This is a genomic window from Pandoraea captiosa (assembly GCF_902459775.1).
In the GTDB taxonomy this organism is placed as follows: Bacteria; Pseudomonadota; Gammaproteobacteria; order Burkholderiales; family Burkholderiaceae; genus Pandoraea; species Pandoraea captiosa.
Window position 1 is genome coordinate 940,843 of the sequence record NZ_CABPSQ010000002.1, and the last position, 26,577, is coordinate 967,419.

At 61.4% G+C, this 26,577-nt stretch carries 26 protein-coding genes; 13 read left to right on the forward strand and 13 right to left on the reverse strand.

Translation table 11 applies throughout. The features are described 5' to 3' along the window. Positions 1-5: 5 nt before the first annotated feature. From PCA31118_RS09475 to PCA31118_RS09495, 5 genes are read left to right on the forward strand one after another with little or no spacing between them, the layout of a single operon-like run. Complete coding sequence (locus PCA31118_RS09475) at positions 6-833, forward strand: fimbrial biogenesis chaperone (protein ID WP_150624957.1); 828 nt, start codon at positions 6-8, stop codon at positions 831-833. Further along, a complete protein-coding gene (locus PCA31118_RS09480; RefSeq protein ID WP_150624958.1) occupies positions 787-3,186 on the forward strand; it encodes a fimbria/pilus outer membrane usher protein in 2,400 nt (799 codons plus the stop codon). Before PCA31118_RS09475 ends, PCA31118_RS09480 begins: the two co-directional genes overlap by 47 nt. Further along, complete coding sequence (locus PCA31118_RS09485) at positions 3,168-4,163, forward strand: Csu type fimbrial protein (protein WP_150624959.1); 996 nt, start codon at positions 3,168-3,170, stop codon at positions 4,161-4,163. Before PCA31118_RS09480 ends, PCA31118_RS09485 begins: the two co-directional genes overlap by 19 nt. Before the next feature lie 49 nt (positions 4,164-4,212). Next, positions 4,213-4,551 (forward strand): Csu type fimbrial protein, encoded by a 339-nt coding sequence (locus PCA31118_RS09490; RefSeq protein WP_150624960.1) that lies wholly within the window; start codon positions 4,213-4,215, stop codon positions 4,549-4,551. A 20-nt stretch (positions 4,552-4,571) separates the two neighbouring features. Further along, positions 4,572-5,270 (forward strand): fimbrial biogenesis chaperone, encoded by a 699-nt coding sequence (locus tag PCA31118_RS09495; protein ID WP_174990406.1) that lies wholly within the window; start codon positions 4,572-4,574, stop codon positions 5,268-5,270. A 4-nt stretch (positions 5,271-5,274) separates the two neighbouring features. On the opposite strand, the gene PCA31118_RS09500 is transcribed toward PCA31118_RS09495, so the two are convergent. After that, the gene (locus tag PCA31118_RS09500; RefSeq protein WP_150624962.1) at positions 5,275-6,180 is read right to left on the reverse strand and encodes a LysR family transcriptional regulator; all 906 of its coding nucleotides are present in this window, start codon (positions 6,178-6,180) and stop codon (positions 5,275-5,277) included. A gap of 132 nt (positions 6,181-6,312) precedes the next feature. Between PCA31118_RS09500 and PCA31118_RS09505 the strand changes: the two genes are divergently transcribed. Beyond that, a complete protein-coding gene (locus PCA31118_RS09505; RefSeq protein ID WP_150624963.1) occupies positions 6,313-7,191 on the forward strand; it encodes a pirin family protein in 879 nt (292 codons plus the stop codon). A gap of 114 nt (positions 7,192-7,305) precedes the next feature. Further along, positions 7,306-7,983, forward strand: a complete 678-nt coding sequence (locus PCA31118_RS09510) for a hydrolase (protein WP_150624964.1) — start codon at positions 7,306-7,308, stop codon at positions 7,981-7,983. Positions 7,984-8,102: 119 nt separating this feature from the next. On the opposite strand, the gene PCA31118_RS09515 is transcribed toward PCA31118_RS09510, so the two are convergent. Together PCA31118_RS09515 and PCA31118_RS09520 are read right to left on the reverse strand one after the other, a co-directional pair. Then, entirely contained in the window at positions 8,103-8,900 is a 798-nt protein-coding gene (locus PCA31118_RS09515) for a SphA family protein (RefSeq protein WP_150624965.1), read from the reverse strand. After that, entirely contained in the window at positions 8,897-9,775 is an 879-nt protein-coding gene (locus PCA31118_RS09520; RefSeq protein WP_150624966.1) for a fumarylacetoacetate hydrolase family protein, read from the reverse strand. The genes PCA31118_RS09515 and PCA31118_RS09520 overlap by 4 nt, the downstream gene beginning before the upstream one ends. Here PCA31118_RS09520 and PCA31118_RS09525 point away from each other — a divergent pair. Beyond that, on the forward strand, positions 9,762-10,508 hold the full coding sequence (locus PCA31118_RS09525) for a helix-turn-helix transcriptional regulator (protein ID WP_343043273.1): 747 nt from the start codon (positions 9,762-9,764) through the stop codon (positions 10,506-10,508). The two genes, PCA31118_RS09520 and PCA31118_RS09525, sit on opposite strands and share 14 nt — an antisense overlap. A 275-nt stretch (positions 10,509-10,783) precedes the next feature. Here PCA31118_RS09525 and PCA31118_RS09530 read toward each other — a convergent pair whose 3' ends face one another. The 9 genes from PCA31118_RS09530 to PCA31118_RS09570 all read right to left on the reverse strand — a co-directional run bounded on the left by PCA31118_RS09530 (position 10,784) and on the right by PCA31118_RS09570 (position 19,899). Then, complete coding sequence (locus PCA31118_RS09530) at positions 10,784-11,782, reverse strand: alpha/beta fold hydrolase (protein ID WP_150624968.1); 999 nt, start codon at positions 11,780-11,782, stop codon at positions 10,784-10,786. 185 nt (positions 11,783-11,967) lie between these two features. Beyond that, on the reverse strand, positions 11,968-13,413 hold the full coding sequence (locus tag PCA31118_RS09535) for a catalase (protein ID WP_150624969.1): 1,446 nt from the start codon (positions 13,411-13,413) through the stop codon (positions 11,968-11,970). Between the two features lie 211 nt (positions 13,414-13,624). Further along, on the reverse strand, positions 13,625-14,590 hold the full coding sequence (tehA, locus tag PCA31118_RS09540) for a dicarboxylate transporter/tellurite-resistance protein TehA (protein ID WP_150624970.1): 966 nt from the start codon (positions 14,588-14,590) through the stop codon (positions 13,625-13,627). Further along, entirely contained in the window at positions 14,587-15,090 is a 504-nt protein-coding gene (locus PCA31118_RS09545) for a DUF302 domain-containing protein (RefSeq protein ID WP_150624971.1), read from the reverse strand. The genes tehA and PCA31118_RS09545 overlap by 4 nt, the downstream gene beginning before the upstream one ends. A gap of 159 nt (positions 15,091-15,249) precedes the next feature. Further along, complete coding sequence (locus PCA31118_RS09550) at positions 15,250-16,257, reverse strand: zinc-binding alcohol dehydrogenase family protein (RefSeq protein WP_150624972.1); 1,008 nt, start codon at positions 16,255-16,257, stop codon at positions 15,250-15,252. 35 nt (positions 16,258-16,292) lie between these two features. Continuing rightward, entirely contained in the window at positions 16,293-17,147 is an 855-nt protein-coding gene (locus tag PCA31118_RS09555) for an alpha/beta fold hydrolase (RefSeq protein ID WP_150624973.1), read from the reverse strand. An 11-nt stretch (positions 17,148-17,158) separates the two neighbouring features. Beyond that, the gene (locus PCA31118_RS09560; RefSeq protein WP_150625194.1) at positions 17,159-18,205 is read right to left on the reverse strand and encodes an alcohol dehydrogenase catalytic domain-containing protein; all 1,047 of its coding nucleotides are present in this window, start codon (positions 18,203-18,205) and stop codon (positions 17,159-17,161) included. A 10-nt stretch (positions 18,206-18,215) separates the two neighbouring features. Then, the gene (locus PCA31118_RS09565) at positions 18,216-18,935 is read right to left on the reverse strand and encodes a hypothetical protein (protein WP_150624974.1); all 720 of its coding nucleotides are present in this window, start codon (positions 18,933-18,935) and stop codon (positions 18,216-18,218) included. A gap of 112 nt (positions 18,936-19,047) precedes the next feature. Next, on the reverse strand, positions 19,048-19,899 hold the full coding sequence (locus PCA31118_RS09570) for an alpha/beta fold hydrolase (RefSeq protein ID WP_150624975.1): 852 nt from the start codon (positions 19,897-19,899) through the stop codon (positions 19,048-19,050). Between the two features lie 426 nt (positions 19,900-20,325). Here PCA31118_RS09570 and PCA31118_RS09575 point away from each other — a divergent pair, with 426 nt between their 5' ends. Together PCA31118_RS09575 and PCA31118_RS09580 are read left to right on the forward strand one after the other, a co-directional pair. Next, a complete protein-coding gene (locus PCA31118_RS09575; protein WP_150624976.1) occupies positions 20,326-20,967 on the forward strand; it encodes a response regulator transcription factor in 642 nt (213 codons plus the stop codon). A 15-nt stretch (positions 20,968-20,982) separates the two neighbouring features. Continuing rightward, positions 20,983-22,230, forward strand: coding sequence for an MFS transporter (locus PCA31118_RS09580; RefSeq protein WP_174990408.1), 1,248 nt, complete (start codon positions 20,983-20,985; stop codon positions 22,228-22,230). On the opposite strand, the gene PCA31118_RS09585 is transcribed toward PCA31118_RS09580, so the two are convergent. Beyond that, on the reverse strand, positions 22,231-23,919 hold the full coding sequence (locus PCA31118_RS09585) for a sensor histidine kinase (protein ID WP_246190150.1): 1,689 nt from the start codon (positions 23,917-23,919) through the stop codon (positions 22,231-22,233). It abuts the gene before it with no gap. Here PCA31118_RS09585 and PCA31118_RS09590 point away from each other — a divergent pair. From PCA31118_RS09590 to PCA31118_RS09600, 3 genes are all read left to right on the forward strand, one after another. After that, positions 23,801-24,172, forward strand: a complete 372-nt coding sequence (locus PCA31118_RS09590) for a response regulator transcription factor (protein ID WP_174990409.1) — start codon at positions 23,801-23,803, stop codon at positions 24,170-24,172. The genes PCA31118_RS09585 and PCA31118_RS09590 overlap by 119 nt on opposite strands. Before the next feature lie 132 nt (positions 24,173-24,304). Then, entirely contained in the window at positions 24,305-25,270 is a 966-nt protein-coding gene (locus tag PCA31118_RS09595) for a LysR family transcriptional regulator (protein WP_174990410.1), read from the forward strand. Positions 25,271-25,392: 122 nt separating this feature from the next. Further along, positions 25,393-26,346 (forward strand): GlxA family transcriptional regulator, encoded by a 954-nt coding sequence (locus tag PCA31118_RS09600; RefSeq protein ID WP_150625196.1) that lies wholly within the window; start codon positions 25,393-25,395, stop codon positions 26,344-26,346. Positions 26,347-26,577: the final 231 nt, after the last annotated feature.

Sequence of the window (26,577 nt, forward strand, 5' to 3'; positions counted from 1 at the left end):
GGGGAATGACCATGAACAATCCTGTGCGAGTCGCATCGCGCGGTGCTCGGTTGACGAGATCCGTCGCGGTGCGCGCGGCGGCGCTTCTATCGCTGGCGGCATGCTTTCACGTGGGAAGCGCCACGGCGGCGGTGCTTCAGGTGTCGCCTGTGCGCATCGAATTTGCTTCGGCGCAGCACGCGCAAGCGCTGCAGGTATCCAACAGCGGGACTCGGAGCCTCGATGCCCAGGTGCGTATCGTCCGGTGGTCTCAGGAAGGCGGCAAGGACCGCTTCGATCCGGTCGACGATCTGGTCGCGAGTCCGGCGATTCTGCAAGTGAGCCCGGGGCAGACCCGAGTCGTTCGCCTCGTGCGACTGCGTCCGGCTCCCTCCAATCAGCAACTTAGCTACCGAGTGTTTGTCGATGAATTGCCGACAAGCAAAATCACGTCCGGCGCGGGCATCAAGGTGCTCATGCGTTACTCCATCCCGCTCTTCGTTGAGCCCGCTTCCGCGAATCGCGTCACAGGCTCCCCGGGCACCCCCGGGGAAGTGCCGCCGACCGATCTCAGCCAGGTGCAAAGCAAACTCGTGGCCGGACCCGATGGAAAATCCTCACTGTTGGTAAACAATTCGAGCGCTTACGCGATCCGCATCAGCGATCTCGTCACCTCGGGCCCATCCGGCGGACAACAGTCGCTTGTCAATGGCCTCGTCGGCTACGTGCTGCCCGGTCAGCAGATGGCCTGGCCGATCAACGTCCCCTTTCCCCCGTCTCAAAACCTGATCCTCAAGGCGCGATTTAATGACGATAGGGAAGCTCGGGCGCTGCCGATGGGGGCTCAGCGTTAGCATTGGCGTCGCCCTCGCTGGCGCGGTCGCCGCAGGGCACGGGAAACCTGCCAACGCAGCGCAATCGCAAGTTGAATCGATCGAGGTCCCCGGCGACGTCGCCAATTCCGCGCCGGGGGACGAAGCGCTGTATCTGGAGGTCGTTCTCAATCGAGTGCGCGTTGGGCGCATCGTGCCTGTCGTGCTTCGCGAGGGACGCCTCTATGTCGAGGCGCATACGCTACACGCGCTCGGGCTTGCCGTGCCGGATGAGCATGTCCTTGTCGCACTCGACAGCCTGCCAGGCCTGCGGGCCTATTACGATATTGCCGATCAACGCCTGGACCTGAACACGTCGGTCGAACTTCTCGAAGGCGACGCACAAGTCGTTGGCTATCAGCCGCCCCCTGCACCCCGTCTGGACCCGGCCACGCGCGCCCCCGGCCTGCTGCTGAACTATGACCTCTATACGCAGGACGACGGCCAGACTCGCAGCCTCTCAGGCTGGAGCGAAGTCCGTTTGTTCGGCGTGGGGCCGGGCGTTTTTCGCAGCAGCAATATCACGCAGTGGACGGGGGCGCGGTTCGCAGGCGACCGGTTCCAGAGCACGCGACTAGACACGTCGTGGCAAATGGACTTTCCCGAGCGCATGGTCAGTATCACGCTTGGTGACACCTACAGCGGTGCGCTCGCGTGGACACGTACGATGCGGTACGGCGGCATTCGCATCTCGAGGAATTTCAATTTGCAGCCGTATCGGGTCACGGTGCCCCTCGCGTCGTTCATTGGCGATACGACGGTTCCTTCCACCGTAGATCTGTTCATCAACGGGATTCGCGAGTCGCAAAGCACGGTTTCCCCCGGACGCTTTCAGGTGCTCAGTGCTCCGGTACTCAATGGCGCGGGCAGTGCGCAGGTGGTCATCACCGACATCACCGGTCAGAGCCGCGTTGTCAATTTCTCCTTGTACAACAGCGCCCGGCTGCTGCAGTCCGGCCTCAGCGACTGGTCCATCGATCTGGGCAAGCTGCGGAAAAACTATGGACTGAGCTCGTTTTCCTATTCCGATAACGTCATGGCGAGCGGCAGCGGGAGGTATGGCCTCAACAACCATGTGACGCTTGAGGGCCATGCCGAGTCGACAAACGGCCTGACGATGGGTGGGCTCGGAACCTTGCTGCTGCTGGGCCGAGCCGGTGGCGTCGTCAGTCTGTCCTACGGAATGAGCCGCAATGGCGGTATGCAGGGCCGACAGTACAGCCTTGGCTACGAGTGGCAAGGCCAATGGCTAAGCGCCAACGTCGCCACGGTGCGGCGTGACAGTGCTTTCCGCGACGTGGCAAGCCTGGAGGGGAGCACAATGCCACGGCGCACGGACCAGGCGTTCCTGGGCGTCACCATCGGGCGCGGGCAACTGGGTGCCAGTTATGTGAGGCAGGATTACCCTGACACCCCCAAGGCGAGTTACGTCGCGTTGAGCTGGGCGCAGTCGCTGGGCAGTTACGGCAACGTCAATCTCAGCGTCAGCCGGGATGTCAGTGGCGGCGCAGGCACGACAACGTTTGTGTACTGGTCGGTGCCGATCGGCAATCGCCACCACGCCTGGGCGAGCGCGCAAAGCCAGCGAAGCGGAGATGGTTTGACCGTAGGCGCAATGCGAACACTGCCGGGGGACACAGACGGATGGGGATGGCGGGTGCAGGGAAGCGCGGGGCGCAGCGCTACGAGCGGTGCGGAAATCAGTCAGCTCACCCGTTACGGGCAGTGGCGCGCGGGCGCTCAGTACTGGACCAACGCGGGTGAAAGCAATACCGCTGCCTATGCGGGGGCGACCGGCGGACTTCTGCTGATGGAAGGCAGCATGTTCCCCATGCGACGGGTCGATGACGCTTTTGCGATGGTGTCCACTGACGGGATCGAAGGGGTGCCGGTGAAGTTGGAGAACCGCTTGGTCGGCACGACGGACGACAAAGGTCTGCTGCTTGTGACGCCACTCAATGCCTGGGAGAACAACGACCTCTCCATCGACCCTCTGGTCCTGCCTGCAGATGTCACCGTGGACCGTGTTCGCCTGGCTGCCGTGCCTGCCACCGGCAGCGGCATGCTCGCGCGCTTCCCCATGAAATCGCTTCTGGTGGTCGAACTCGCACTGCGCGATGGTCGTGGCGAATGGGTGCCCGCAGGCACCCAGGTCAATATCCTGCCGGGCGAGCAGACGGCCGTCACCGGTTATGACGGCCGCCTGTACTTGCAGGATCCCCCCGCAGGCGCGCGGCTCGTCGTGCACGGCCTGTGTGAAGTCGGTTTGCCCGTCGATTTGCCCTCGCGTGGGCGCATCAACCTCGGAGAATTGGCATGTCTGCAGACAAGATGAAGATGTGCTTTCGAACGTGGTTCATGATGCTGATCCTGATCGGAGCGTCATTGGGACTTGCCACGCCGGCGGTCGCGCAAAGCTGCTATGTCAATGGGGCCTTTGGAATGAACTTCGGTACCGTCGGCACCAGTGGGCGAGCGGCGACGTCGCAACTGACTTACACCTGTGCGCCGGACTACTCCGGTGCAAATCAGACGTACTACTATCAAAACTGCATATACATTGGACCTGGGGACTGGAGCGCCGGCCAGCCCACCCGACGAATGAGCAATTACAACGGTGCATTTCTGAACTACGACCTGTTCGCCGATCCGGCGCGCACACAAATTATCGGAGCCCCCGGAACTACGCCGGTCTATCGTGTCTACACGGCGGTGCCACCAGGCAGCCCGGTGACAGCCAATGCTTCCATTTACGGATGGGTGTACCCAGGACAGTCGGTGCCTGCCGTTCAGGCTTACCAGGAACAAAGCCACCAGGGTTTGATTCGCTACCGCTATGCTACGAACGGCTTCCCGAATTCCGAAGATTGCACAGTGGGCGGCATAGGCGGCGGGAGCGTCGGGTTCGGGTCGTCCGGTGTGCTCGCGACTTACGAGAATTCCTGCACGATCGTCGTCACGGATCTGGACTTCGGTCCCGTCCCTCCGCCCCAGACCAGCGTTTATGCGACCTCCAGTATTCGTGTGCAGTGTGCACCGGGGACGACATGGAAACTTGGACTGGATAATGGTCAGCACTACGACGGAATTATGCGTCGAATGGCCGGGGCTGGCGGATACGTGAAATATCAACTATACATAGATGAAAGTCGTACCAATATTTGGGGCAACGATGCAATTAGCATGGTCGTCGGCACCACGGACGTCACTGGCAGTTCCCAGACCGTCACAGTGTACGGCGCGGTCCCGCCGCAACCGGACGCGTCCGGCGGTTTTTACGCCGACACCATCATTGCCACGCTTTACTATTGATCGCCTATTTCAATAGCGTGACGATACGTTGCGCAGAAACGAATTCGACATGGATCATTCGCGCGCTCGTTGCAGTGCTCTGCGGTATTTCGACCGTACCACCACGCCTTCCGGTGTGCTGGGCGTCGCGCTGCTCTGTCTGATGGCGTCGAGTCAAGCCGGAACGTCTGCCACTCAATTCCAGGTTGCCATGACACTGGTTGAACGGTGCGAAGTTCGTACGGGTGGCGCGCGGGACACGCCATCGGTGTCGTGCTCGCCAGGTGTCAACAAGACCGTAGTACTCCCCCCGGACGCTCAGCCAGAGCCCGCGTTGCCGCAAACGTCCCAGCCGGTGCCGAAGGACCGTCAGGAGCCGTCGACGCAGACGGTTACCGTGGTGTTTTGATGACCGGATACCGAGCCCTGATGTTCGTCGTGACCTGCTTGCTGGGCAACGTCGTCCATGGCGCCGATTTGCAGATCGAGCCTGTGACGGTTGACCTCTCCGAGTCCAGCACATCGATCTGGATTCGCAATCATGGGCCTGAGTCCATCCACGTGACGGCGAAAATTTTTTCGTGGAATCAGGTCGAAGGGGATGAACTGCTGAAGCCCACGAGCGACGTTGGCGTGAGTCCGCCTCGAGCCGATATCGCGCCCGGTGCACGCCAGCGCTTGCGCGTTATCCGACGGGACAACGCCACGACACAACGGGAGCGGGCATTCCGACTCATCATCGACGCCACGACGAATCCGCCAGCCGCCGTAACGCCAAGATACTCGTTGCCGGTGTTTGTCGAAAGTATGGGGGAACGCCCGGTAGCGTTGCTGGCACAGCTGAAAACCACGGACGATGGCAGGGCCCAACTGCACCTCATCAACCCCAAAGGCTATCGAGCCAAGGTAGTCGATCTGACGTACCGAATCTCGGCGGTCGACGCACAGGTTCTGGTTCCCGATCTATCCGGCTATATTCTGCCCTGCAGCTATAAACGATGGATATTGCCCGGCAAGTTCAGTCAGTACAAAACGGGGCATTTCGAAGCTGTCGTCAACGGCGTGCTCACGATTCTGAACGCGCAGGTCGTCGAGCGGAGCGAGCCCATCCAATTGGCGTGCGAATGAATTATTACTCCTCCTCCATTTGTGCGAACGCTGCTGCCAGATGATCGAGCAGAAGCCGCAGCGAAGGCAGCAAGCCGCGCCGAGAGGGGAACACCGCATGCAGGATTTCAGGCTTGGGCGCCCATTGCGGCAGCAGCCGGACGAGCGAGCCGTCCGCCAGATGCTCCGTCACCATCATGGTCGGCAAATGGGCAATGCCTACGCCTGCGATCGCTGCGTTGCGAATGGCGATCATGTCGCCGGTTACGAAGCGCGGTCGGTGGTGAATATCCGCTGAAGTGCCATCCGGGCCAAACAGCTTCCACACATGGTCAGCCTGCGGCTGTCCGACCCCCAGGCTCGGCCAGTCCCCCAATTCCGCCGGTGAGGCGGGCATGCCGTGGCGTTCGATCAACAGCGGACTGGCAATCAGGCACTGCGTGCGCTCGGACAGCACGCGGACAACGAGATCGCTGTCCTGCAACGGCGGCGGCCGAACCCGGATCGCCATGTCGACGCCCTCGGCAACGACATCCACGCGGCGGTTCGTGGCCTCGAGATGGATCGTCACGTAAGGGTGCCTCGCCATGAACTCAGCGAGCATCGTGCCGACCCGTGTTTGCAATAACGCAATCGGACAGGCGATTCTCAGGGTCCCGCGCGGCTCCGCACGACTCATGTCGATGACGTCCTGCGCGGCTTCGGCCTCGACCAGCATGGCCTTGCAGTGTTCGTAATACGTGCGGCCGATCTCGGTTACCGAAAACTGACGCGTCGAGCGGTGGATGAGGCGCACGCCGAGTCGTTCCTCGAGCATGGCAATGCGGCGACTGAGCTTGGATTTCGGCATGCCCAGCGCCCGGCCTGCCGGGGCGAACCCGCCGTGATCAATCGCCTGCACGTAGTAGTAGAGGTCATTGAGGTCTTGCATGTTTGCGCCGCCATCGTTCTAAAAATAGGACTGTGAGACCGCAAATCGCAGTCTACAAGCAACGTTGCGATTCTCCTATGCTTCTTCACAAGGCGCCGGTATCGCCGGCCCGCAACGCATTAGGAGAGACACATGAAAAACGTGATGGGCGTGTACAGCGCACCGCGCCAGCACTGGGTCGGCGACGGTTTTCCCGTTCGCTCGCTGTTCTCGTATCAAAGCCACGGCAAGCAGCTCAGCCCGTTCCTGCTACTGGACTATGCCGGCCCGGCACACTTCAACCCGGCCAGTCAGCCGCGCGGCGTCGGGATGCATCCGCATCGCGGTTTTGAGACAGTGACCATCGTCTACGAAGGGGAAGTGGCGCATCGCGATTCCACCGGTCAGGGTGGCGTGATCGGTCCCGGAGACGTGCAGTGGATGACTGCGGGTAGCGGCATCCTGCACGAAGAGTTTCATTCGGAGCGATTCACGCAATCGGGCGGCCCGCTCGAGATGGTGCAGCTCTGGGTCAATTTGCCGGCGCGTAGCAAGACGACCCGGCCGGGCTATCAGGCCATCGCTCAGCGCGATATTCCGGCGCTGGCACTGCCTCGCGATGCCGGAACGGTGCGGCTGATTGCCGGTGAGTACGACGGCCAGCGCGGCCCGGCGCACACCTTTACCCCGTTGAGCGTCTGGGATCTGCGTCTGAAACAGGGTGGCGTTGCCGAATTGCCGGTTCCGCAGGGATGGAATGCCGCGCTGGTCGTGCTGCGCGGCACGGTGCGGGTGAACACGAGCGCCCTGGCGGGCGAGGCCCAGATGGTGGTGCTTGAGCGCCTCGGCAGCGGGGTCTGCATCGAAGCCAACACGGATGCCGTCGTGCTTCTGCTGGCCGGTGAGCCCATCGATGAACCCATCGTCGGCTATGGGCCATTCGTCATGAACAGCCAGCAGGAAATCGCTCAGGCGATCGCGGATCTGAACAGCGGGCACTTCGCCGAGCCTGCGCCAGGTCCTGCCGCTTAACCCGGCTTTCTAACCCGCCTTCCATTGATCGTTCGCCCGCCGTCGATGCGCCTTGCCTCCGACGGCGGACATATTCCCGGTGCATCCGCACCTCGCATACCAAGGAGCTACATCATGAGCCAACCCGCCAACTTCAACGGCCAGCGCCCCGTCATCGACCCCGCCGACACGGCCATGCTGCTGATCGATCACCAAAGCGGCCTGTTCCAGACCGTGGGCGACATGCCCATGCCTGAACTGCGCCAGCGCGCGGCGGCGCTTGCCAGAATGGCAACGCTGTGCAAATTACCGGTCATCACGACGGCTTCGGTTCCGCAGGGCCCGAACGGCCCGCTGATTCCGGAGATTCACGAGAACGCACCGCACGCCCAGTACATCGCGCGCAAGGGCGAGATCAACGCGTGGGACAACCCCGAATTCGTCGCTGCCGTGAAGGCAACGGGCCGCAAAACGCTGATCATCGCGGGCACGATTACCAGCGTGTGCATGGCGTTTCCGTCCATTTCAGCTGTGGCTGACGGCTACAAGGTGTTCGCGGTGATCGACGCCTCCGGCACGTATTCGAAGATGGCGCAGGAGATTACGCTTGCGCGCGTGGTGCAGGCTGGCGTGGTGCCCATGGACACGGCCGCCGTGGCTTCGGAGCTGCAGAAAACCTGGCACCGGGACGACGCGCAGCAATGGGCCGAGATCTACACGAAGATTTTCCCGGCCTATCAATTGCTGATCGAGAGCTATACGAAGGCGCAGGACGTCCAGAAAAACAGCGAAGTGCTGGATTCGGTGCGCTGATTCGGATAGATCCGCCGTTCGATTCGCTCTTTTTTCAATGCCCTGAGAAACGCTCTGCGACGTCGTTGTCGTGGCGGTTGACCCGGCGGTCCGCCATCCTCGGGAGCGGCTTGTGCCGTCTAATTGAATGCCTTGTTGACAAACAAATAGGCGGCATTAGGCGCGAGTGAATTCCGCGTGAACACGGAAAACTGCGCCTTGAACTTGATGCTGCACTTGCACTCGGGAATGTTGTAGGCGACGGCGGGGCCGACCGCCGCGCTTGCAAACCGGTTACCGCCCGGCACCGGCTGGCCGTTCATCTTGTCGTCGGTGAATTGCCGGGCGTAGTAACCGGCCACGCCCACTTGCCACCGGCCGATGATTTCGCTGATGGCAACGTCAACATCTGCCACGAGCCCGTTCGTGTAGTTCCTCGCGGTGTTCTTGCCGGCCACATCCAGAAAGAAGTGGACGCTGAACTCGGTACCGTCGCCCAGCGCGTTGGGGCCGGTCAGATACGTCAGCGCCGCATTCGGAATGTAGTAGTAGGTGTTCTGGCCTGTGGTGTACAGATCCGTCGTGTTGTACTTGCCGATCGGAATGACCATCGAATAGTCAAGTTTGACCGTCAATCCGCGCGGCATGCCTGCATCGACCGGACCAAGGTGCTTGCTCCACGTCAGCACGTCCGTGTACAGATCGTTCATGCCTTTGAAGTTCTGGCGCTTCCCATTGACCGTGATATTGCCCCATCCGAAGCCGGTCGCTACTGAGGTGCCGAGCGTTCCTCCGAACAGTTGGAACGGATAGACATACAGCAGGCCGAATTCGCCAATGCCGCCCGGCAGGCGGACCGACGTCGTGGAACTCTTGCCAGAGTCACCGTAGAACTTTGTCCCGCTAAATCTCCGGGAGCGGTGATCGGCCGTTTTCAGTCCTTTTCGGGACGTGAGGCGACCACTCGGTTTTCGATCTCTCCGATGCCTTCGATCTGCATGCGAACGACGTCGCCCGGCAACAGGAAGAGAGGCGGCTGGCGCGTCGCGCCAATGCCGGCAGGCGTACCGGTCGCCAACACGTCGCCCGGTTGCAGCGTCATGGCATGGCTGAGCTCTTCGATTTGCTCAAAGATGTTGAAGCGCATTTCCGCCGTGTTGCCGTCCTGGCGGAGTTCGCCGTTGACCCATGTGCGGACCTGAAGCGAGTGAGGATCCGGAATCTCGTCGGCCGTGACCATCCACGGCCCCAACGGCCCGAGCGAGTCGAACGATTTCGCAAGCGTGATGGTGGGACTCCGGCCGTGGCGCTCGCGGATGCTGGCGTCGTTCGAGACGGTGTATCCGGCGATGTACTTCGCAGCGTCGCGCGCGCAAACTTTGCGGCAGGGGCGGCCGATGATAACGGCGAGCTCCACTTCATAGTCGAGCGTCGACATGCCCTCCGGGACAACGAGATCGTCATACGGGCCTGTGATGCACGAGACCTGCTTGTTGAACCATATCTGGTGCTCGCCTACCGTAACGTTCAGATGCGCAATTTCACGGATATGCGATTCGTAGTTGCCACCGATCGCCAGAAATGCGGCCGGCCGACGAACGGGGGGCAGCAGCCGCACGGTCGAGAGCGGCAGGCGCACAGTCGACTGCTGCGCGAGCATTGCCAGTATTTGCCACGACGTGTCCATGCCCGGCAACCAGTCGATGAGTTCGGGCGAGTGCGCGGGTAGCCCGGCCGTCACGTCGATGATCGTGTCGGCCTGGACGACACCGATGCGATCTCTGCCGCCTTCGCGGAACATGGCGAGTTTCATCTCGTCTCCTGAGTGTTGTCGTCAAGCGTGTGAGTCACAAATCCAGCGTGAGCAGGGCCGATTTCGCCCGAGAGACGCAAGGCAAGATCACGTCGATCGCTTTCAGACGCGTGCCTTCGGCGAATCGCCCGACCGGGGCATCACGTCGACGTTTTTCGTCGGTATGGCTCCGAGCAAGGGCGTAAGCACATCGCTGTTCGACGCGTTACCCGACGTCCTCTTGCTGAACTTCAACGAGTTGCCTGCATGGCTATGCCGCGCGACCGACGTGATTCGCGAGGAACTGACATGCCAGCGCCCGGGGTTTCGATCGGTCGCCGTGCGTCAGGCCGAGTTGATCGTGATCGACATCATTCGGCATTACATTGCGTCTCACACGCCGCGCTTGCCCGCATGGGTGTCGCTGCCCGACGATTCGCGCGTGGCGATGGCATTGCGAGAGTTCCATCGCGACATATCACGACCGTGGACGCTGGAGACACTGGCGAGCGCTGCGGGAACGTCGCGCTCTCGTCTGATCGCCGCGTCACAGCACGAGCTAGGGGAGGGGCTGTTCAGCTACATCACGCGTTTTCGCATGCAGGAGGCTGCACGGCTGCTTGCGCAGACGTCGCAATCGGTCGGTCGTATCGCGTGGCAGGTCGGAAACCAATCCGAAGCCGCGTTCTCGATTGCGTTCAAGCGCCAGAATGGGGTGCAACCACGACAGTTCCGAAGCGCTGGCCAACGCTAGCTAATACGGAATAGCAGGTTGCGTTTGCACCGAAGCAAGCGGATCCGGGCACAAAGTGATGTGAAACAATTGACTCCGAAGCGTCGCTTGCTCGAACGCTCAGAAGGGCAAAAGATCCGGTGTCTCGGGAGACACCGGGAACGCGACCTTACGATCGCGTTCCCACTACTATTGGCGGTCCAACTCGGCGGAGAAGATGAAACTGGAGAGCCGGCCGCGGGCCCGCCGATCACGACCGATTCGTTTCGCACATGGCGTTAGTGCACCTGCGGGATTCAGGTGCCAAGGAAGGCCAGCAGGTCGGCATTGACCTGGTCGGCGTTGACCACGCACATGCCGTGCGAGGCGCCAGGGTAGACTTTCAGCGTGGCATTCTTGACGATCTTGGCGGATAGCTTGCCCGCGTTGTCGATCGGCACGATCTGGTCGTCGTCGCCATGCAGGATCAGCGTGGGTACGTCGATCTTCTTCAGGTCCTCGGTGTAGTCCACTTCCGAGAACTCCTTAATGCACAGGTACTGTCCCAGGATGCCGCCGGCCATGCCCTGCGCCCAGAACGCGTCGACAGTGCCCTGCGATACCTTGGCGTTGGGGCGGTTGAAGCCGAAGAACGGTGTGGCCAGGTCCTTGTAGAACTGCGAGCGGTTCTCGGCAACGCCCTTGCGGATGTTGTCGAACACTTCCAGCGGCAGGCCGTTCGGGTACGCGGCGCTCTTGGCCATGGTCGGCGGCACAGCGCCGATCAGCACGGTCTTGGCCACGCGCTTCGTGCCATGGCGGCCGATGTAGCGGGCGACTTCGCCGCCACCGGTGGAATGGCCGACCAGCGTGGCGCCCCTGATGTCCAGCGCATCGAGTACGGCGGCCAGGTCATCGGCGTAGGTGTTCATGTCGTTGCCCTGGGCCGGCTGGTCCGAGCGGCCATGGCCGCGGCGGTCGTGAGCGATCACGCGGAAGCCCCTCTGCACCAGGAACAGCATCTGGGCGTCCCAGGCGTCGGCATCGAGCGGCCAGCCGTGCGAGAACACCACCGGACGGCCCGAACCCCAGTCCTTGTAGAAGATGCGCGTGCCGTCCTTGACGGTCACGAAGTGACCCTGCTTCGACTGGTGGCCGGCGGCCGGCGCGGCTTGGGCGACGGCCGGCGTCAGCGCGGCGATCGAAGCCACCGATGCGGCGGCGGCGCCCACCGTGCTGCCGACCAGCAGCTTGCGGCGCGCGGCACCCGGTTGATCCAGTTGTTCAGCGTTTTGTTGGAGGACGATGTTCGACATGAGCTTTTCCTGAAAAAAATGATTGAAGTTATTTGATGACGCCGAAACCGGCCCTTACTTTTGCGTCTTGCGCGAACCGTCGGTGTACGGGGCAGGCTTGCAACCTTGGCGCCATCGGTGTACGGGTCCGCGCTCCCGGCGCGCAGATCCGGTTAGTACAACGATCGCGAGTCATCCAGGGATGATTACTTCTCTTCGATCTTCTCGATGGCGGCCGCGACACCGGCGCCGTAGGCCGGCTCAGCCTGCGTGCAGTGGTCGATGTGCCGTTGCTGCACGGGCTTGGACACGCCCTTGATGGCGCGGGCCGTGTTGTCGAACAGCGCCTGCTGCTGGGCCGGCGACATCAGTCGGAACAGGTCGCCGGCCTGCGAGAAATAGTCGTCGTCGACGCGGTGGTTCCAGTGGTCGGCCGCGCCTTCCACCGACAGCGGCGGCTCGCGGAAGTCCGGCTGCTCGGCCCACTCGCCGCGCGTGTTCGGCTCGTAGCCGATGGTGCCGCCCGCGTTGCCGTCGGTACGGCCACGGCCATCGCGGTGATAGCTGTTGACGTACTTCGCGGCCTTCGGCGCGTTCACAGGAATCAGGTGATGGTTCACCCCCAGGCGATAGCGCGCGGCGTCACCATACGAGAACAGGCGACCTTGCAGCATCTTGTCCGGCGAGAAGCCGATGCCCGGCACTATCGTCGACGGCGCAAACGCGGCCTGTTCCACCTCGGCGAAATGATTCTCCGGATTGCGGTTCAGCTCCATCACGCCCACTTCGATCAGCGGGTAATCCTTCTTCGACCAGACCTTGGTCAGGTCGAAGGGGTTGTAGCGATACTTGCCGGCGTCGGCCTCAGGCATGATCTGCACGAACAGCTTCCAGCGCGGGAATTCCTTGCGCTCGATGGCTTCGTAAAGGTCGCGTTGATGGTACTCGCGGTCCTGCCCGGTCACCTCGGCCGCCTCGGCGTCGGTCAGGTTCTGGATGCCCTGCTGGGTGACGAAATGGAACTTCACCCAGTAGCGCTGCATGTCCTGGCTGATGAAGCTGTAAGTATGGCTGCCGAAGCCGTGCATATGGCGCCAGCTACGCGGAATGCCGCGGTCGCTCATCACGATGGTGACTTGGTGCAAAGCCTCGGGAAGGCTGGTCCAGAAGTCCCAGTTGGTCTCGGCGTTGCGCATGCCTGTGCGCGGGTCGCGCTTCACGGCGTGGTTCAGGTCGGGGAACTTGAGCGGGTCGCGCAGGAAGAACACCGGCGTGTTGTTGCCCACCAGGTCCCAGTTGCCTTCCTCAGTATAGAACTTGACGGCGAAGCCACGGATGTCGCGCTCGGCATCGGCAGCGCCGCGTTCGCCGGCCACCGACGAGAAGCGCACGAACAACTCGGTATTCTTCCCGATTTCGGAGAACAGGTTGGCGCGCGTGTATTTGGTGATGTCGTGCGTGACGGTGAACGTGCCATAGGCGCCTGACCCCTTGGCATGCATGCGACGCTCGGGGATGACTTCGCGGTCGAAATGGGCGAGCTTTTCCAGGAACCAGACATTCTGGAGCAACGCCGGGCCGTGCTGGCCAGCCGTCTGGATGTTGTTGTTGTCGACGACGGGCGCGCCGAAAGATGTCGTGAGCTTTTTCATAAGAGTCTATTGATGTGCGGCCCTGCCTCTGGAGCATTGCGCGTGCATTTTTTCGGTTCTACCAACAAGCTTCCTTCCAATGTCCTTCATAGGGATGGAAAGGAATGCCATCTTTTACACACGAACAGGTACATGGAACAGGTGATCGTGCAGCGTGTCGCACCTACACAATTTCTACTGTCTCAGCGATGTCCATCCGCTCTTCCATCGGTCAACCAGCTCGACGAAACAGGCGCCCTCTCAGCAGAAGCCCCAGCGTCAATAAGATCAACGAGCCGATTGCCACATTGACAAAGATAAACACCGGCAATGCAATGCTCGCGAACAGGGAATCCGGCGCAAGGGTTGCTGCACGCATGCACGAAAGCCCCAACGCCGTGATCCCAAAACTGAACGCCCAGAACCCGGGTGTCGCGCCAGATACCAGAAACCAACGTGAGAGCCGCAACAGGAACAGCAGTTGCAGCAATCCGTAGCCGACCATTGCACAGAAAGGCCAGTCAAGCCTGCCGCCCGTCACCGCAAGATATGCCGTCGCACCGACCACTGGCGGCGCAAGCTGGATACCAAGCGTCGGCCGAACCGCAGGCGCCAGTTCGTCGCCCAGATAAAGGCGATAAGTGATAATCGACTCCAGGGCGAACCATGAAAACAGTCCAGCCCCGAAGAAAAGTTTGGCCAGATCCATCCAACCAAGCGAGGCCACGGCCATCGCGGAGACAAAGTTGCCCGCCACCGTCGGCAGATACATGACCGCGGTAGTGTCACTAAGCTTGCGGCCGCCGCGCATCATGCCTCCGCTGCGAAACGTCGAGAAGGCCAGTTGGGCAACCACGCCGATGACGATCAAGGTCGTCCCAATCGCCGGCGCAAAGCCGTGCAGCCAGACCGCGACCAACAGCGTCGCCACCGGTATCAGACCGATAAAGCAGCAGGCTACCGGATGCCGGGCTTCGGCGAGTGCCTCGTCGCGGTGCGCGAGCCATTTGGCGACGAATGAGAGCACGAGCACCGCCCAGATAAACGTGGTAACTGCAAACAGCACATCGGATACCGTTGCCCTGATGCCCCACAACGTGTGGGCAATTCGCCAGCAGTTCGATAGACCGGCCATGCCGAGCACAATGCCCATAGCGGACGCCGGAATCGAGAACCCTTTCGTCGTCGGCGAAGTCATCGTGCCTCTTGGTTTGCCAATGCACTGAATATCGCCCGCAGCTTTTCATCGAGGACCTTGCCAACGGCGCCGACGGCATCCCCGAACCGACTAAAGAGCGATGACGGCAGGTCGTACTCGACCTGCGTGACTTGGTCACCATTGCTAAAGACGAGCAAGGTCAGCGGCGCGTACAACGCGGCGCGCATATCATGCCGCGTCATGCGCCACGCCACGAGGGGATTGCCGATGTGATAGCGGATGGAAACGCGTGGCTCGCCGCCCAGTGCGAACAGGACGCCGTGATCCAGCTTGTCGAACAGCATCAGTCCGTGCGGACCTTCCATCTCCGCGATCCGCGCTTCTGCGGCGGCCGGATCTTGATACATCAACTCCAACGCGCCGTGATCCAGCTTTCCAAGTTGTTGTTCGAACAGCCAGCAGAACTCATCCGGCGCAATTTCGAAGATCTCGCTGACGTGTGTCACCGAAAGGTTTGTCTGTACTATCGTCGAAGTCATCCTGCCAACTCCTGGTTCGTAAGTGGAGGGCCCTGCCGCCCTGCAAGGCGGCCTCCATGGTCCACCAGGGGGCCTCGACAATCGTCGCGCGCCCGGTGCCGCCGCCGGTCCATAAAGGACTGCGTGCCAGGCCCGGCGGACGAGCCCGGATCGCTTGGTTCAGCTACGTGCAAGGACAATTTTCCCTACGGCCTTGCTGCTCTCCAGTACTGCGTGCGCACGACGCAGGTTATCGACCGTGATGTCGCCATAGTGTTCGCCAACCGTGGTCTTGAGTACTCCCTCATCGAGCAATGCAGCCACACGGTCGAGCAGTCTGTGCTGTTCGACCATGTCGGCCGCACGGTGCATCGAACGTGTGAACATGAACTCCCAGTGCAACGAGATCGACTTGAGCTTGAGAGGCATCGCATCCAGCGTGGCGGGATCGTCAATCAGTGCCAACTGACCTTGCGGCTTGAGCAGTTCCACAATCTGCGCGTAGTAGCTGTCCGTATGAGTCAGGCTGATGACGTGGTCCACCTGGTGAATGCCCATCGCCGTAAGCTGCGGTTGCAGGGGCTGGCTATGGTTGACTACGAGGTGCGCACCCAGATCCGTTACCCACTTCCGAGTTTCGGGTCGCGACGCCGTGCCGATCACAGTCAGGCCCGTGAGCTGGCGTGCCAACTGGACAAGGATAGAGCCCACGCCGCCACTGGCGCCAATGACCAGTAGGCTTTGTCCGTGGGCACCGCCCTCCGCAATGCGCAGACGATCGAACAGCAGTTCCCAGGCGGTAATGCTCGTCAACGGCAGGGCTGCCGCATCGGCAGCCTTCAACGACTTGGGGCAATGGCCGGCAATGCGTTCGTCCACGAGTCCGTACTCCGCGTAGCTGCCTTGTCGCGTAATATCGCCCGCATACCAGACCTTGTCGCCCACCTTGAACAGCTCCACCGCCTCGCCGACCGCTTCCACGGTGCCTACCGCATCCCAGCCCAGTACACGAGGACCATTCGGTTGCACGCCGAGACGCAGCTTGCTGTCTACCGGATTCACGGCAATTGCCTCGATCCTGACCAGTAGGTCACGCGCTTGCGGTTCCGGTCGGGGCAGTTCCATTTCGTACAGGGCGCGCGGATCATCGATCGGCAGGCCGGCCTTCTCGTAAACAATCGCTTTCATTCTGCTTGACTCCTCGAAAGGGAAATGCAGCGCGCTCAGGCGCCACGCAGGAACTCGCGCACGTGTGCGACGTACGTGGACGCATACTGGAACAGCGCGCCGTGACCAGCGTTCGGATAGATGATCAACGTGGCATTCGGCAAGCCCTCCGCGAGCACGAAGCTGTTTCGCGTGGGAATCATGGTGTCGTTGTCACCATTGGTAACCAGCACCGGATGCGGGATCGTTGCCAGCTTGCGCGCCACATCGCCCGGCCAGTTCGCCCAGGCGATCATTGCGCCAAGCTGCGCCGGCGCGACTTCGGCATTGGCCGGTAGATCGGCTTCGCCGGTTCGCGATGCCAGGCGGTTCACGAAGGCTTCTGCGGCTTGCTTGCCCTCGGGCGTCTCCGGGAAGAAAAGCCGTTTGAGTTTCTCCTGCATCGGCATCTGGGCATCCGTATAGATGGCGACCAGTTCCGGTCGATCCATGCCGGCTCCCTTCCCGCCTTCGGGTGCGCTACCGGAAAGCACCATGCGCTCAACCAGATCAGGCTTTGCGATGGCAATCTCTTGCGCCAGAAATCCGCCGAGCGAATAGCCCAGGATATGGAACTTCGACAGTGCGATCGCAGTAACGAACTGCAGGACATGCTCCGCCATCGCTGTGATCGATGCCGGTACGGCGCCGCCGGATCTACCGACTCCGGCGTTCTCGAACAGGATGATTTCGCGATCCGCCGACAGCGTATCGACGATGGCCGGGTCCCAGTTGTCGAGGGTGCCCGTGAAATGCTGCAGGCAAAGCAGCGGCAGCCCGCCATTGGTGTTGCCAAAGCGGCGATACGCATAGCGCACGCCACCCGCTTCGACATACTGGGTCGAGGCATTCGAGGAAGTCATGAGTGTCATCGTTGCCTCCTTCAAGCGGCAGAGGGGCCGTCGTAGGCCGGCATGACCAGCACCGCGCGGAACCGCACATCGGCACGCATCATTCGATCGTACGCAACCTGAGCCTGTTCCAGCGGGAACGTTTCGATCATGGGACGAATGTCCTGCAGATTGGCAAAGGCCAACGTCTGCTCGTTGTCGAAGACCGTACCGGTCAGTGCACCCACTACGGCGCGCGCACCGAACACGAGGTCCGTAGCGGTCAACGAGAGAGGATCTCCCGGCACAGCCACGACGATCAATTGGCCGCGAGCCGCCAATCCCGGAATGAGAGAGGACATGCCAGCGCCGGTCGGTGCCGTCGCCAATACCACCTTTGCACCCCCCAGGCTGCGCAGTACCCCCACCGCATCTTCACTTTCGGAATCGATGTAGCGATGCGCACCGAGTTGAGCCGCGAGTTCCGCCTTGTCTGCGCCCCGCGCAATCACCACCGTATGGAAACCCATCTTGCGCGCGAACTGCACGGCGAGGTGACCCAGGCCGCCAAGCCCATGCACCACCACCACATCGCCAGCCCGTGCATTCGCATTGCGCAAGGCGTTGAACGTAGTCAGGCCAGCGCACAGCAGCGGCGCCGCTTCAGCGGCGTCGAGCTCATCCGGCACACGCACGAGGCCGCGTGCTTCTGCCAGCATGCTTTCGGCATAGCCGCCGTTGGTCGTCATGCCCGTGATTACCGGACTCTGGCAATTCACCACGTCGCCCTGGCGACACGACGGACAAGTCCGGTCTTCGCCGGCGAGAAAGCCTACGCCCACACGCTGGCCTACATGCCAGCCCTCGACGCCGCTGCCGACCGCTTCGATGCGGCCCACGACTTCATGACCGGGAGTCAGCCCGTGCTCCGGATTGGCCGGAGCGCGGGCAACCGTCGCACTGTCCGAGTGGCAGACACCACAGGCCTCCACGCGAATGCGAACTTGTCCGAAGCCGGGCGCCTCGATCGGCCGATCGATTATCGACAACTTGCCAGGTGCCACGACTACGGCAGCGCGATAGGTTTGATTTGCAGTCATCGTCATGGCCTCACTCGAAGTGGAAGTCGGAAAGGTCCACGCCTACGATCAGCGGCTCAGGCATCGCGAGATTCTCTGGCGTGCGCGGATAGATACGCATGCGAGTCGGCATGCGAATGCCTTGCACTTCGACATAATCACTGAGGTAGCGAGCGGCTGCATTGCGGCCCTGGATGTCCACTTCGTAGTCGTGACGGCGCAGTAGTCCGTCCGCGTCGAAGTAGTAGGTTTGCTCCGCGCTATGCGTCGCCACCGAATCCGGGAACGTCACACGCAGACGACGCCAGGACAGGCCGTCGACCACCCACGGCTCGATTTCGGTTGCCACCACACCGGGATGGCGCAGCACGAACGGCGACGTCAGATACGTCCACATCGTGTAGCCCGCGAAATACGCCAGTTGAGGATTCGACCACGGTGTTTCGAGTTCAAAACCGGCGAACGATGCTCTAGGACGATCGAGCGACTCGACGAGCGTGCCGTCTGCTTGTCGGATTTCAACGCGATCCGGCGTAAAAACGGAATGATCGGTGGTCGGTGCGAACGGCTCATGCGAGACCCGTTGCGTGTGCAGGTCTACCGTGACGTGCGAATCCGTCAGCACACCTACGCGCTGTTTCAGGTTCCACAGGATGCCAGTGTGGTGCAGATGCGCGGAGACGCGCTTGAAGCTCTGGAAGCGTTCGAGACCGCCTGCGGCATCGATGACGAAATGGATCAGGTCAGACATGATTTACCTTCTGCTTGGTTTGCTACTAGGAGGGCGAGACAATCCCCTTCGAGGCAGGGCTCTCGAAGTACTTGAGTGGCGCGTTGACGCGCCGACGATCAACAGGATTCCGCTATACGTGGGCGTCGACGAACGCGGCGATATGTCGCGCGGATGCCTGGGGATACTGGAGTTGTGGCCCGTGTCCGGCGCGCGGAAAGGTCACAAGATGCAAGGTCGGCAACTGGTTGTTGAGCGCGTACCAGTTCTCCACCGGGAATACGATGTCGTGATCGCCCCCGATATGCAGGACAGGGATGCGGGTGGATTTGAGCGCCTCAAGCACGGCATCCACTGGAAAGACCGGATTCTTTGGACCATCGCCAAGCTGGGTTCCGGCCCACTGCCACGGAACTTCCGGGCTGAGGTCGAGCTTGCGTGCAGCAAGCCGATCGGCAGTCCGCCTGGCGGCGTCCGTGCTCTGCGCCGAGGATGGCTCGAAGAACAGCCTGACAAAGTCATCGAAGTCATTCTCGCGCTTCGCCAGCGTGTAGAACAGCGCTTCGCCGACCTTGACCAGATTGCCCGGCGGCGTGGTGCCGATCAACACCGTGTGGCTGACGAGCTGTGGTGCCATCGTCATCAAAAGCTGCGCGGCAATGCCACCCACCGACCAGCCGCCAATGATGACGCTGCCCAGGTCGAGCGCAGTGATGAGATCGATCGCATCGCGGGCTAGTGCCGCAGGCTGATAGGTCGGATTGCCTGTTGATTGTCCCAGCCCGCTGTAGTCAAACACCGTCACCTGGAAGCCCTGGTTCGCCAGGCTATCCAGGAACAGCGGGTCCCAAGCGTCCATGGTGCCGCGGAATCGTACGCAGAGGACAATCGGCTTGCCGCTGCCGATCGTGCGATAGGCGAGACGCCGCCCCGGCACGTCGACGAACCGGGTTCTGGCGTTAAGGCTTGCCGAGGCTTCGGCCATTGAAGTATTCATTTTGTCCAACCTTGCATTGACCATCGATGCGACGCGAACACGTATCCCAGCCCCCATCATTGCCCTTTTCCGATCCATCGGAAACGACATTTATCGTGAGGTTTTCGGACATCGAAACCCATCCAGGAGCGTCGTGCTCACCCATCGGCAGCATCATTTCCGAGCGCTGCTTCGATATGAAAGTTAGCCGCAAAGCCAGAGCGGATAAAGCGCGGACGCGTGAACAGTATTTCCATTCAACCCGAACAATCGTGCACGGGAGACGTTGCGTGATCCGCTTTGACAGGTGTTTTTGCGGCCATTTTCGGCCAACCTGCGCGGGACGGTTATGCGACAATCGCCGCGACCGTGACGCTTGCAATCACGGCTTTGCCAACGCGATTCGACAGTCTTACCAAACCCGTGAATTGATGCATGTCCAGTAATGCACAAAGCCAGGATGCGACTTCAGTCGTCTACATCATCGACGACGAGGAATCCACCCGCTCGTCACTGCATAACCTCCTGCGCTCCGTGGGATTCACGGTCCGTAGCTTCGACAGTACGGCGGCATTCAAGGCGTCGGAGAAGAATGCCGGACCCAGCTGCATGCTGCTAGACGTTCGCCTGCGCGGAGAGAGCGGCTTGTTCTTTCAGCAGCAGGAGAAGGCCCACCAGCAGATGCCCATCATCTTCATGACGGGATTTGCAGACGTGAGCATCTGTATCAAGGCGATGAAAGCGGGCGCCGCTGATTTCCTGCTCAAGCCGCTGGCCGAGCAGGACGTTATCGATGCCGTCACGGCCGCTCTGGCGCAGGACAAGAAGCGGCTTGAGGCCGATTACCAGCGCAGCGCCCTCATCGAACTCTACGAATCTCTGACCTCGCGCGAGCGCGAGGTGCTGGCCTACGTCGTCGGCGGCGCATTGAACAAGCAGATTGCAGCCGGCATCGGCATCAGCGAGATTACCGTCAAGGTCCATCGCGGCACCGCCATGAAGAAGATGAAATCGAGCTCCGTTGCCGATCTGGTGCGCAAGGCGCAAGTGCTTGGCATCGAGCCGCTGTCCCGCTAGCACAGCGCCTTGTCCGTGACAAACACATTAAATCCCCGCGCGCTGGCGACGGTAGTCCTTGCCAATGCACTCGAGTTCTTCGAGTACTTCGCCTATGCCACGTTTGCGCGCTTCATCGGCGCGGCATTCTTCCCGCACGGCGATGCCGGTGTCGCATCGCTGGCCGCGTTCGGCACCTTTGCCACGGGGTTTCTGATGCGTCCGATCGGTGCGCTGGTGTTGGGCGCCTATGCCGATCACGCGGGACGCGAGCCCGCGCTGGTGCTCAACATCACACTAGTCGCTTCGGGCACGCTTGGCATGGCTTTATTGCCAGGCTACGATGTCCTGGGCGTTGCCGCACCGCTTCTGCTGCTGGCTTGCCGGATGCTTCAGGGATTCGCCATTGGCGGAGAAATTGGCGCGGCAGGTGCGTACCTGATCGAACATTGTGCGCCGGCGCGCCGCGGCCTCTACTGCGGCTGGCTGCTTGCCGGGCAGGGAATCGCGTTGCTGGCTATCGGCGCTTGTGGCCTCCTGATGAATGACTTGCTTACCGCCGCGCAGCTCGACGCATGGGGATGGCGAATCCCTTTTTTTCTCGCGGTCATGATGATTCCGGTCCAAGTGCTGTTGCGTCGGCGCCTGTTGGCTCGCGACATGCCGCGGCCGGTTACCGCGGAGGTTGATGTCGGGCGCCTGCAAGGCTGGAAAGTCCTTGCACTCGGGACACTCCTGATCGCAGGCGGCACCGTGCCAACCTATGTCGCCACCTTCACTGCCCCGTTCGAAATGGCGGGCACCATGCCAACGCTGGGGCAATCGTTTCTCGTAACGATCGCGCTGGGCGCGATCACGTCCGCAGCATCTATCGTGGGTGGATGGCTTGCCGATCGTCTCGGATACGCCACCGTCGTCATCTGGGCGCGGCTGGCTTCGATCATCGCCGCGGTGCCCACCTATCTCGCTGCAGTGCATGGCTTGGGCAATGGCTTCTTTGTCGCTGGCATTGTCGCCGTGACGGCGGCGAGTTGCCTGGCCGCCGGGCCGACTGTCGCCCTGCTGCTGTCGACAGTGCGCAGCACGTCGCGCGCCACATCGCTTTCCTTTATCTATGCAGTCGGTGTCGCGGTGTTCGGCGGCACGGCCCCGGCACTGATTGCCACATGGAACGCATGGGCGGAAAGCCAGATGGCCGCAGCCTGGACAATTTCGGCCGCGGCCCTGGGCGCTATCGTGGCGGTGAGGGCGCTACAGCATCACCAGACGCGCGTGCGCTACTGACTATGCGACGGAGGCCTTTGCGCCGGGAAGGGTGAAGCACAGCGTCGCGCCTTTTTCCTCGACCGATTCGGCCCAGATGCGTCCACCGTGCGCTTCGATGATGGATTTGGAAATGGAGAGTCCCACGCCCATGCCTTCCGACTTCGATGTGGAGAACGGCTGGAACAGTGTTTCGTGCGACGCGGCATCGATGCCATGGCCGGTGTCCATCACCTTGAACAGCAGGCTGGCATCACCCTCCGGTTCGACGTGCACGGTCAGTTTGCGCGCCCGTGCGTCCGACGTGGCTGCGATGGCATGTATGCCGTTCAGCAGCAGGTTGCCCAGTACCTGCTGTAGTTGCACACGATCCACCAGCACGCGCAGGCCCTCGTCCACCGACGTCTCGACCTCGATGGCCTTGGCTCGCGCTTCTGGCAAGATCAGGTAGATCGCCGATGCCACCACTTCGGCTGCGGACTGCAATCGCGCCTGCACGGGCGTATGCGTCATGAATCCGCGCAGCCTGTGGCAGATGTCGGTGGCATCCCGTGCCCAGCGCCGCGCGTCACTTACGGACGCCATAGCTTCTGCGATATCGGGCTCATCACGATCGAGCCATCGCGCAGCGGCTTCGATCGATGTCCTCGTGGCAGACAGCGGCTGGCTGATCTCGTGCGTGATCGATGCTGCCAGTTGTCCCACCAGTGCAATGCGTCCCGCGCGCGCCATCTCCGCACGCATGACCTGCAGGCGGTTGATGTTCTCCTGATACTCGGAGATATCGAATGCGTAGAAGTGCAGCCGCGTATAGCGGGCGGGGTCCGTTGGCAGCGAACAACGCCACACGATTGGAATCGTCCGGCCAGTCAGCGATGTGAGGGTACGTTCCCCCTGGCAGGCGGTCTCACCATCGAACATGGCCTTGAGTACCTTCGAATTGCTGGGGCGGCTGGCCGGTAGCAGTGCCTTTGCCGCGGCGAAGAACGTTTCGCGCGAAGCGGCATCGAACAACTTCAATGCTGCGTCGTTGGCATCCACGAAGCGGTGATGGCAGTCGCGCAACTGCTGGATCGCCGCGGGATTTTCGTCCAGATAGCCGTCGAGATCTTGCACCCCCTCTGCCTTGCGCTCATCGACCCACTGCCGTATGCCGGACCAATCTTCCACAAGGATGGGAATCGGCGCGAAGCGAAAGGTCTCGTCCAAGATCTGGCTGGTGGATTCCACACGTTCACTTTCGCCCGGTTCGATTTTGCAGGGACGCGCGGAAACGTCGGTATCGGGATGGCGCATAGGGAGGAATATTGTTGCGGCGGGTCTGCGTCCGCCATGGTAGCAATGCCATGCAGCGATTGTGTCGGCAATTATACGAATGTATAGCCTCAGGCGCCGGCGGCTGTGGCGCTCATTCCGTTGGCAAGCGCGGCATCGCGACACCCTTCGGTGCAAACCCGATGTGCGATGGTGTATGCAACGCGATACTCCCGTATAAGTGTCCCCGTACCGCGATTGCGCTAATGTCCCGTCACGCGCCCTCACCGATGCAAGGCGCTTCTCCGATGTTTTGCCCGTTCTGACGCTGATGCCCGTGCCTGCCAAGATTGTTTGTGTCATCGATGACGAACCATCCGTTCGTAGATCCACCGGCGCGCTGATTCGTTCACTCGGCTGGGGCGCAGCCTTCTTCTCCTCTGCGGAAGGCTTCATGGCCCATCCGAGCAACAGTGACTACGACTGCCTGATCTGCGATATCGCGCTGGAAGCCATTTCCGGCGTCGAACTGTTGCGCCAGCTCCGCGCCGCAGGCCTTCATACGCCTTGCATCTTTGTTACCGCCCATGCCACGCCGCATTGCCGAGAAGAGGCCAGGCAGCATGGCGCAGTCTGCATCCTCGACAAGCCGGTGGACCCCGACGACCTGGTCGGCTGGCTGTCTCGCGTTTTGAACACCGCCTCCTGATACGACAGCCTCGCCAAAGTAGGGGACCTATACGAATGTGTCGCGCACCATGCGCCAATTGCGACTGTTGCATCGATGCGGCCGCTCATACACTCGAACAATCATCAAAAGGTGACACACGAGGTAAGTTCCATGGAACGCATGCTACAAGCGATGGAGGTTTTTGCGCGGATCGTCGAATGCGAAAATTTCACGCGCGCATCCAATCTTCTGGGCATTCCAAAGGCGTCCGCAAGCTTGCTGATCCAGCAACTTGAACTCCATCTGCAAGTAAAACTGCTTCACCGTACGACGCGCCAGGTTCGGCCGACGGCCGCCGGCATGACCTTCTACGAGCATTGCCTCAAGATTCTGCTCGACATCACCGACCTCAAATCCAAGATCGGATCGGCTGCGGAACAGGCGAGTGGCAGGTTACGCGTGGAGTTGCCGGGCGACATTGCGCGCCAGTTGATGCCCGACATAGCCCTATTCCGCCTCCAGTATCCGGATGTCAGCCTGCAGATTTCCACACCGCGGCATTCCTCGAACTTGATCCGCGATGGCATAGATTGTGCGGTTCGACTGGGCGAACCGGAGGATTCGTACCATTTCAGCCGTCAGGTTGGCACTTACCATCTGATCACGGTAGCGAGCCGCGTCTATGTTTCCCGGCATGGATGCCCCGATACGGTGCAGAGCTTGTCAGCGCATTGCACGGCGCACGCTTCCCATCAAGGCGACGGCCGACCGTGGGAATTCAGCTTTGCATTGGACGGCCGCAGCACTCGGCACCCCCTGCCTGAATCCATCGCCTTCGACGACATGGATCTGCTTCTTCAATATGGCTTGCAGAATGGCGGGGTCATTCAGGTTTGGGACGCCGTGGCAATGCCGTACATTGCCAGCGGACGGCTTAAGGAAGTACTCGCGCATTGCCGCCCGCGAGCTAAACCGATCCATGCCGTCTATGCGTGCCGGACACGTGAATCGATGGCGCTACGCGTCTTTGTCGACTGGCTGTCTTCGGCGCTGGAAAGTTGCCAGACACCCTGTTCCCTTCCGAGGTATGAAGACGAAAGGCGAACAAAGTTGGACGCCACCTGCCCGCCAGCCTGAAGAGGCTGAGGCGTCCAGTACGGCGCACGCCACAATGGACCCATGCCGATTTTCTTCCGGCCGGCATATAATTCACGCTCCTTCTATAATCCGGCTTTTCGGACAGCAGCGCGGTGGAGCGGATGCATCGAATCGGGTATTTTCTGACGGACGGATTTCAGGTCATGGCCATCGGGACACAATCCGTGTTCGAGTTCGCCAACGTCGTGGCCCGCGAGCGCGTCTACGCCGTGACCAACTACTCGCTGTCGGGGGGAGACGTGCAGGCGTCGCTGGGTGTCTCTGTCAGGACTGAACCCATTCACAAGAGCACCGAAGCCGATACCTGGATGATCAGTGGCATCGTCGATCCGACCCAGCGCTCCAGCACTGCTGCGGAACTGGCTTTTGTCCGCGCGGCGTCGGAACGTTCGCGCCGGACTGCCGGGCTTTGTACCGGCGCATTCGTACTGGCCGACGCCGGCCTGCTGGACGGCAAGCGCGCGACAACCCATTGGGCCTACGCCGACGTGTTGCAGGCACGCTGCCCCAGCGCACAGATCGAACCCGACCACATCTTCGTCATGGATGGATCCATCTGGACGTCGGCAGGTTTGACCGCTGCCATGGACCTTGCGCTCGGTCTGGTCGAGAAGGACCTGGGCAATGAAGTGGCGACCAAAGTCGCGCGCGTCATGGTGATGAACCAGCGCCGCGCCGGCGGCCAGTCCCAGCAGTCCGAAATGCTGAAGCTCGCGCCGAAATCGGACCGCATCCAGACTGCGCTCGAATATGCGCGCCAGAACCTGGCGCGACCATTGCGGGTAGAAGAACTGGCTCGCGCCGCGCATCTTAGTACGCGGCAGTTCCTGCGCATCTTCCAGTCTGAAACGGGCCAATCCCCTGCAAAGGCGGTGAAACGGCTACGCATCGAAACGGCACGCACCATGATCGAGCGCGGCCGGCACCCCCTGGAAGTCATCGCGCGAGAAACCGGATTTCGTGATCGCAGCCACCTCCGCGAGGTCTTCGTCAGCACCTATGGCGTAAGCCCTCAAGAATTGCGCCGAGATGCCAGGACCCCCGTTGCCGCCTAACAAGCTGTAGCGGGACGGTCGCCCGCTTCCTTTGTGGACCTTCGGATTCCGTGAACGCACATCCCATTACTTGCAGCATGATCTTCGGCATCGCCGTGACGACTGCGCTGATCGCCATTGCACAGACCGCATAGGAGCCGGTCCCGGTCACGTGCGGACAAGTGCAAAGGAAGCTCATGAAGATCGAGGCTGCGGGCTATGACCCTGATAGGGATAGCAGCGCGTATCTTG

Bases quoted from the DNA above. Each gene is read 5' to 3' on its own strand.
- PCA31118_RS09475 (WP_150624957.1), top strand. From the start codon at position 6: ATGACCATGAACAATCCTGTGCGAGTCGCATCGCGCGGTGCTCGGTTG.
- PCA31118_RS09480 (WP_150624958.1), top strand. From the start codon at position 787: ATGACGATAGGGAAGCTCGGGCGCTGCCGATGGGGGCTCAGCGTTAGC.
- PCA31118_RS09485 (WP_150624959.1), top strand. From the start codon at position 3,168: ATGTCTGCAGACAAGATGAAGATGTGCTTTCGAACGTGGTTCATGATG.
- PCA31118_RS09490 (WP_150624960.1), top strand. From the start codon at position 4,213: ATGGATCATTCGCGCGCTCGTTGCAGTGCTCTGCGGTATTTCGACCGT.
- PCA31118_RS09495 (WP_174990406.1), top strand. From the start codon at position 4,572: ATGTTCGTCGTGACCTGCTTGCTGGGCAACGTCGTCCATGGCGCCGAT.
- PCA31118_RS09500 (WP_150624962.1), bottom strand. From the start codon at position 6,180: ATGCAAGACCTCAATGACCTCTACTACTACGTGCAGGCGATTGATCAC.
- PCA31118_RS09505 (WP_150624963.1), top strand. From the start codon at position 6,313: ATGAAAAACGTGATGGGCGTGTACAGCGCACCGCGCCAGCACTGGGTC.
- PCA31118_RS09510 (WP_150624964.1), top strand. From the start codon at position 7,306: ATGAGCCAACCCGCCAACTTCAACGGCCAGCGCCCCGTCATCGACCCC.
- PCA31118_RS09525 (WP_343043273.1), top strand. From the start codon at position 9,762: ATGGCGAGTTTCATCTCGTCTCCTGAGTGTTGTCGTCAAGCGTGTGAG.
- PCA31118_RS09520 (WP_150624966.1), bottom strand. From the start codon at position 9,775: ATGAAACTCGCCATGTTCCGCGAAGGCGGCAGAGATCGCATCGGTGTC.
- PCA31118_RS09530 (WP_150624968.1), bottom strand. From the start codon at position 11,782: ATGTCGAACATCGTCCTCCAACAAAACGCTGAACAACTGGATCAACCG.
- PCA31118_RS09535 (WP_150624969.1), bottom strand. From the start codon at position 13,413: ATGAAAAAGCTCACGACATCTTTCGGCGCGCCCGTCGTCGACAACAAC.
- tehA (WP_150624970.1), bottom strand. From the start codon at position 14,590: ATGACTTCGCCGACGACGAAAGGGTTCTCGATTCCGGCGTCCGCTATG.
- PCA31118_RS09545 (WP_150624971.1), bottom strand. From the start codon at position 15,090: ATGACTTCGACGATAGTACAGACAAACCTTTCGGTGACACACGTCAGC.
- PCA31118_RS09550 (WP_150624972.1), bottom strand. From the start codon at position 16,257: ATGAAAGCGATTGTTTACGAGAAGGCCGGCCTGCCGATCGATGATCCG.
- PCA31118_RS09555 (WP_150624973.1), bottom strand. From the start codon at position 17,147: ATGACACTCATGACTTCCTCGAATGCCTCGACCCAGTATGTCGAAGCG.
- PCA31118_RS09560 (WP_150625194.1), bottom strand. From the start codon at position 18,205: ATGACTGCAAATCAAACCTATCGCGCTGCCGTAGTCGTGGCACCTGGC.
- PCA31118_RS09565 (WP_150624974.1), bottom strand. From the start codon at position 18,935: ATGTCTGACCTGATCCATTTCGTCATCGATGCCGCAGGCGGTCTCGAA.
- PCA31118_RS09570 (WP_150624975.1), bottom strand. From the start codon at position 19,899: ATGGCCGAAGCCTCGGCAAGCCTTAACGCCAGAACCCGGTTCGTCGAC.
- PCA31118_RS09575 (WP_150624976.1), top strand. From the start codon at position 20,326: ATGTCCAGTAATGCACAAAGCCAGGATGCGACTTCAGTCGTCTACATC.
- PCA31118_RS09585 (WP_246190150.1), bottom strand. From the start codon at position 23,919: ATGAAGCCTTCCGCAGAGGAGAAGAAGGCTGCGCCCCAGCCGAGTGAA.
- PCA31118_RS09595 (WP_174990410.1), top strand. From the start codon at position 24,305: ATGGAACGCATGCTACAAGCGATGGAGGTTTTTGCGCGGATCGTCGAA.
- PCA31118_RS09600 (WP_150625196.1), top strand. From the start codon at position 25,393: ATGCATCGAATCGGGTATTTTCTGACGGACGGATTTCAGGTCATGGCC.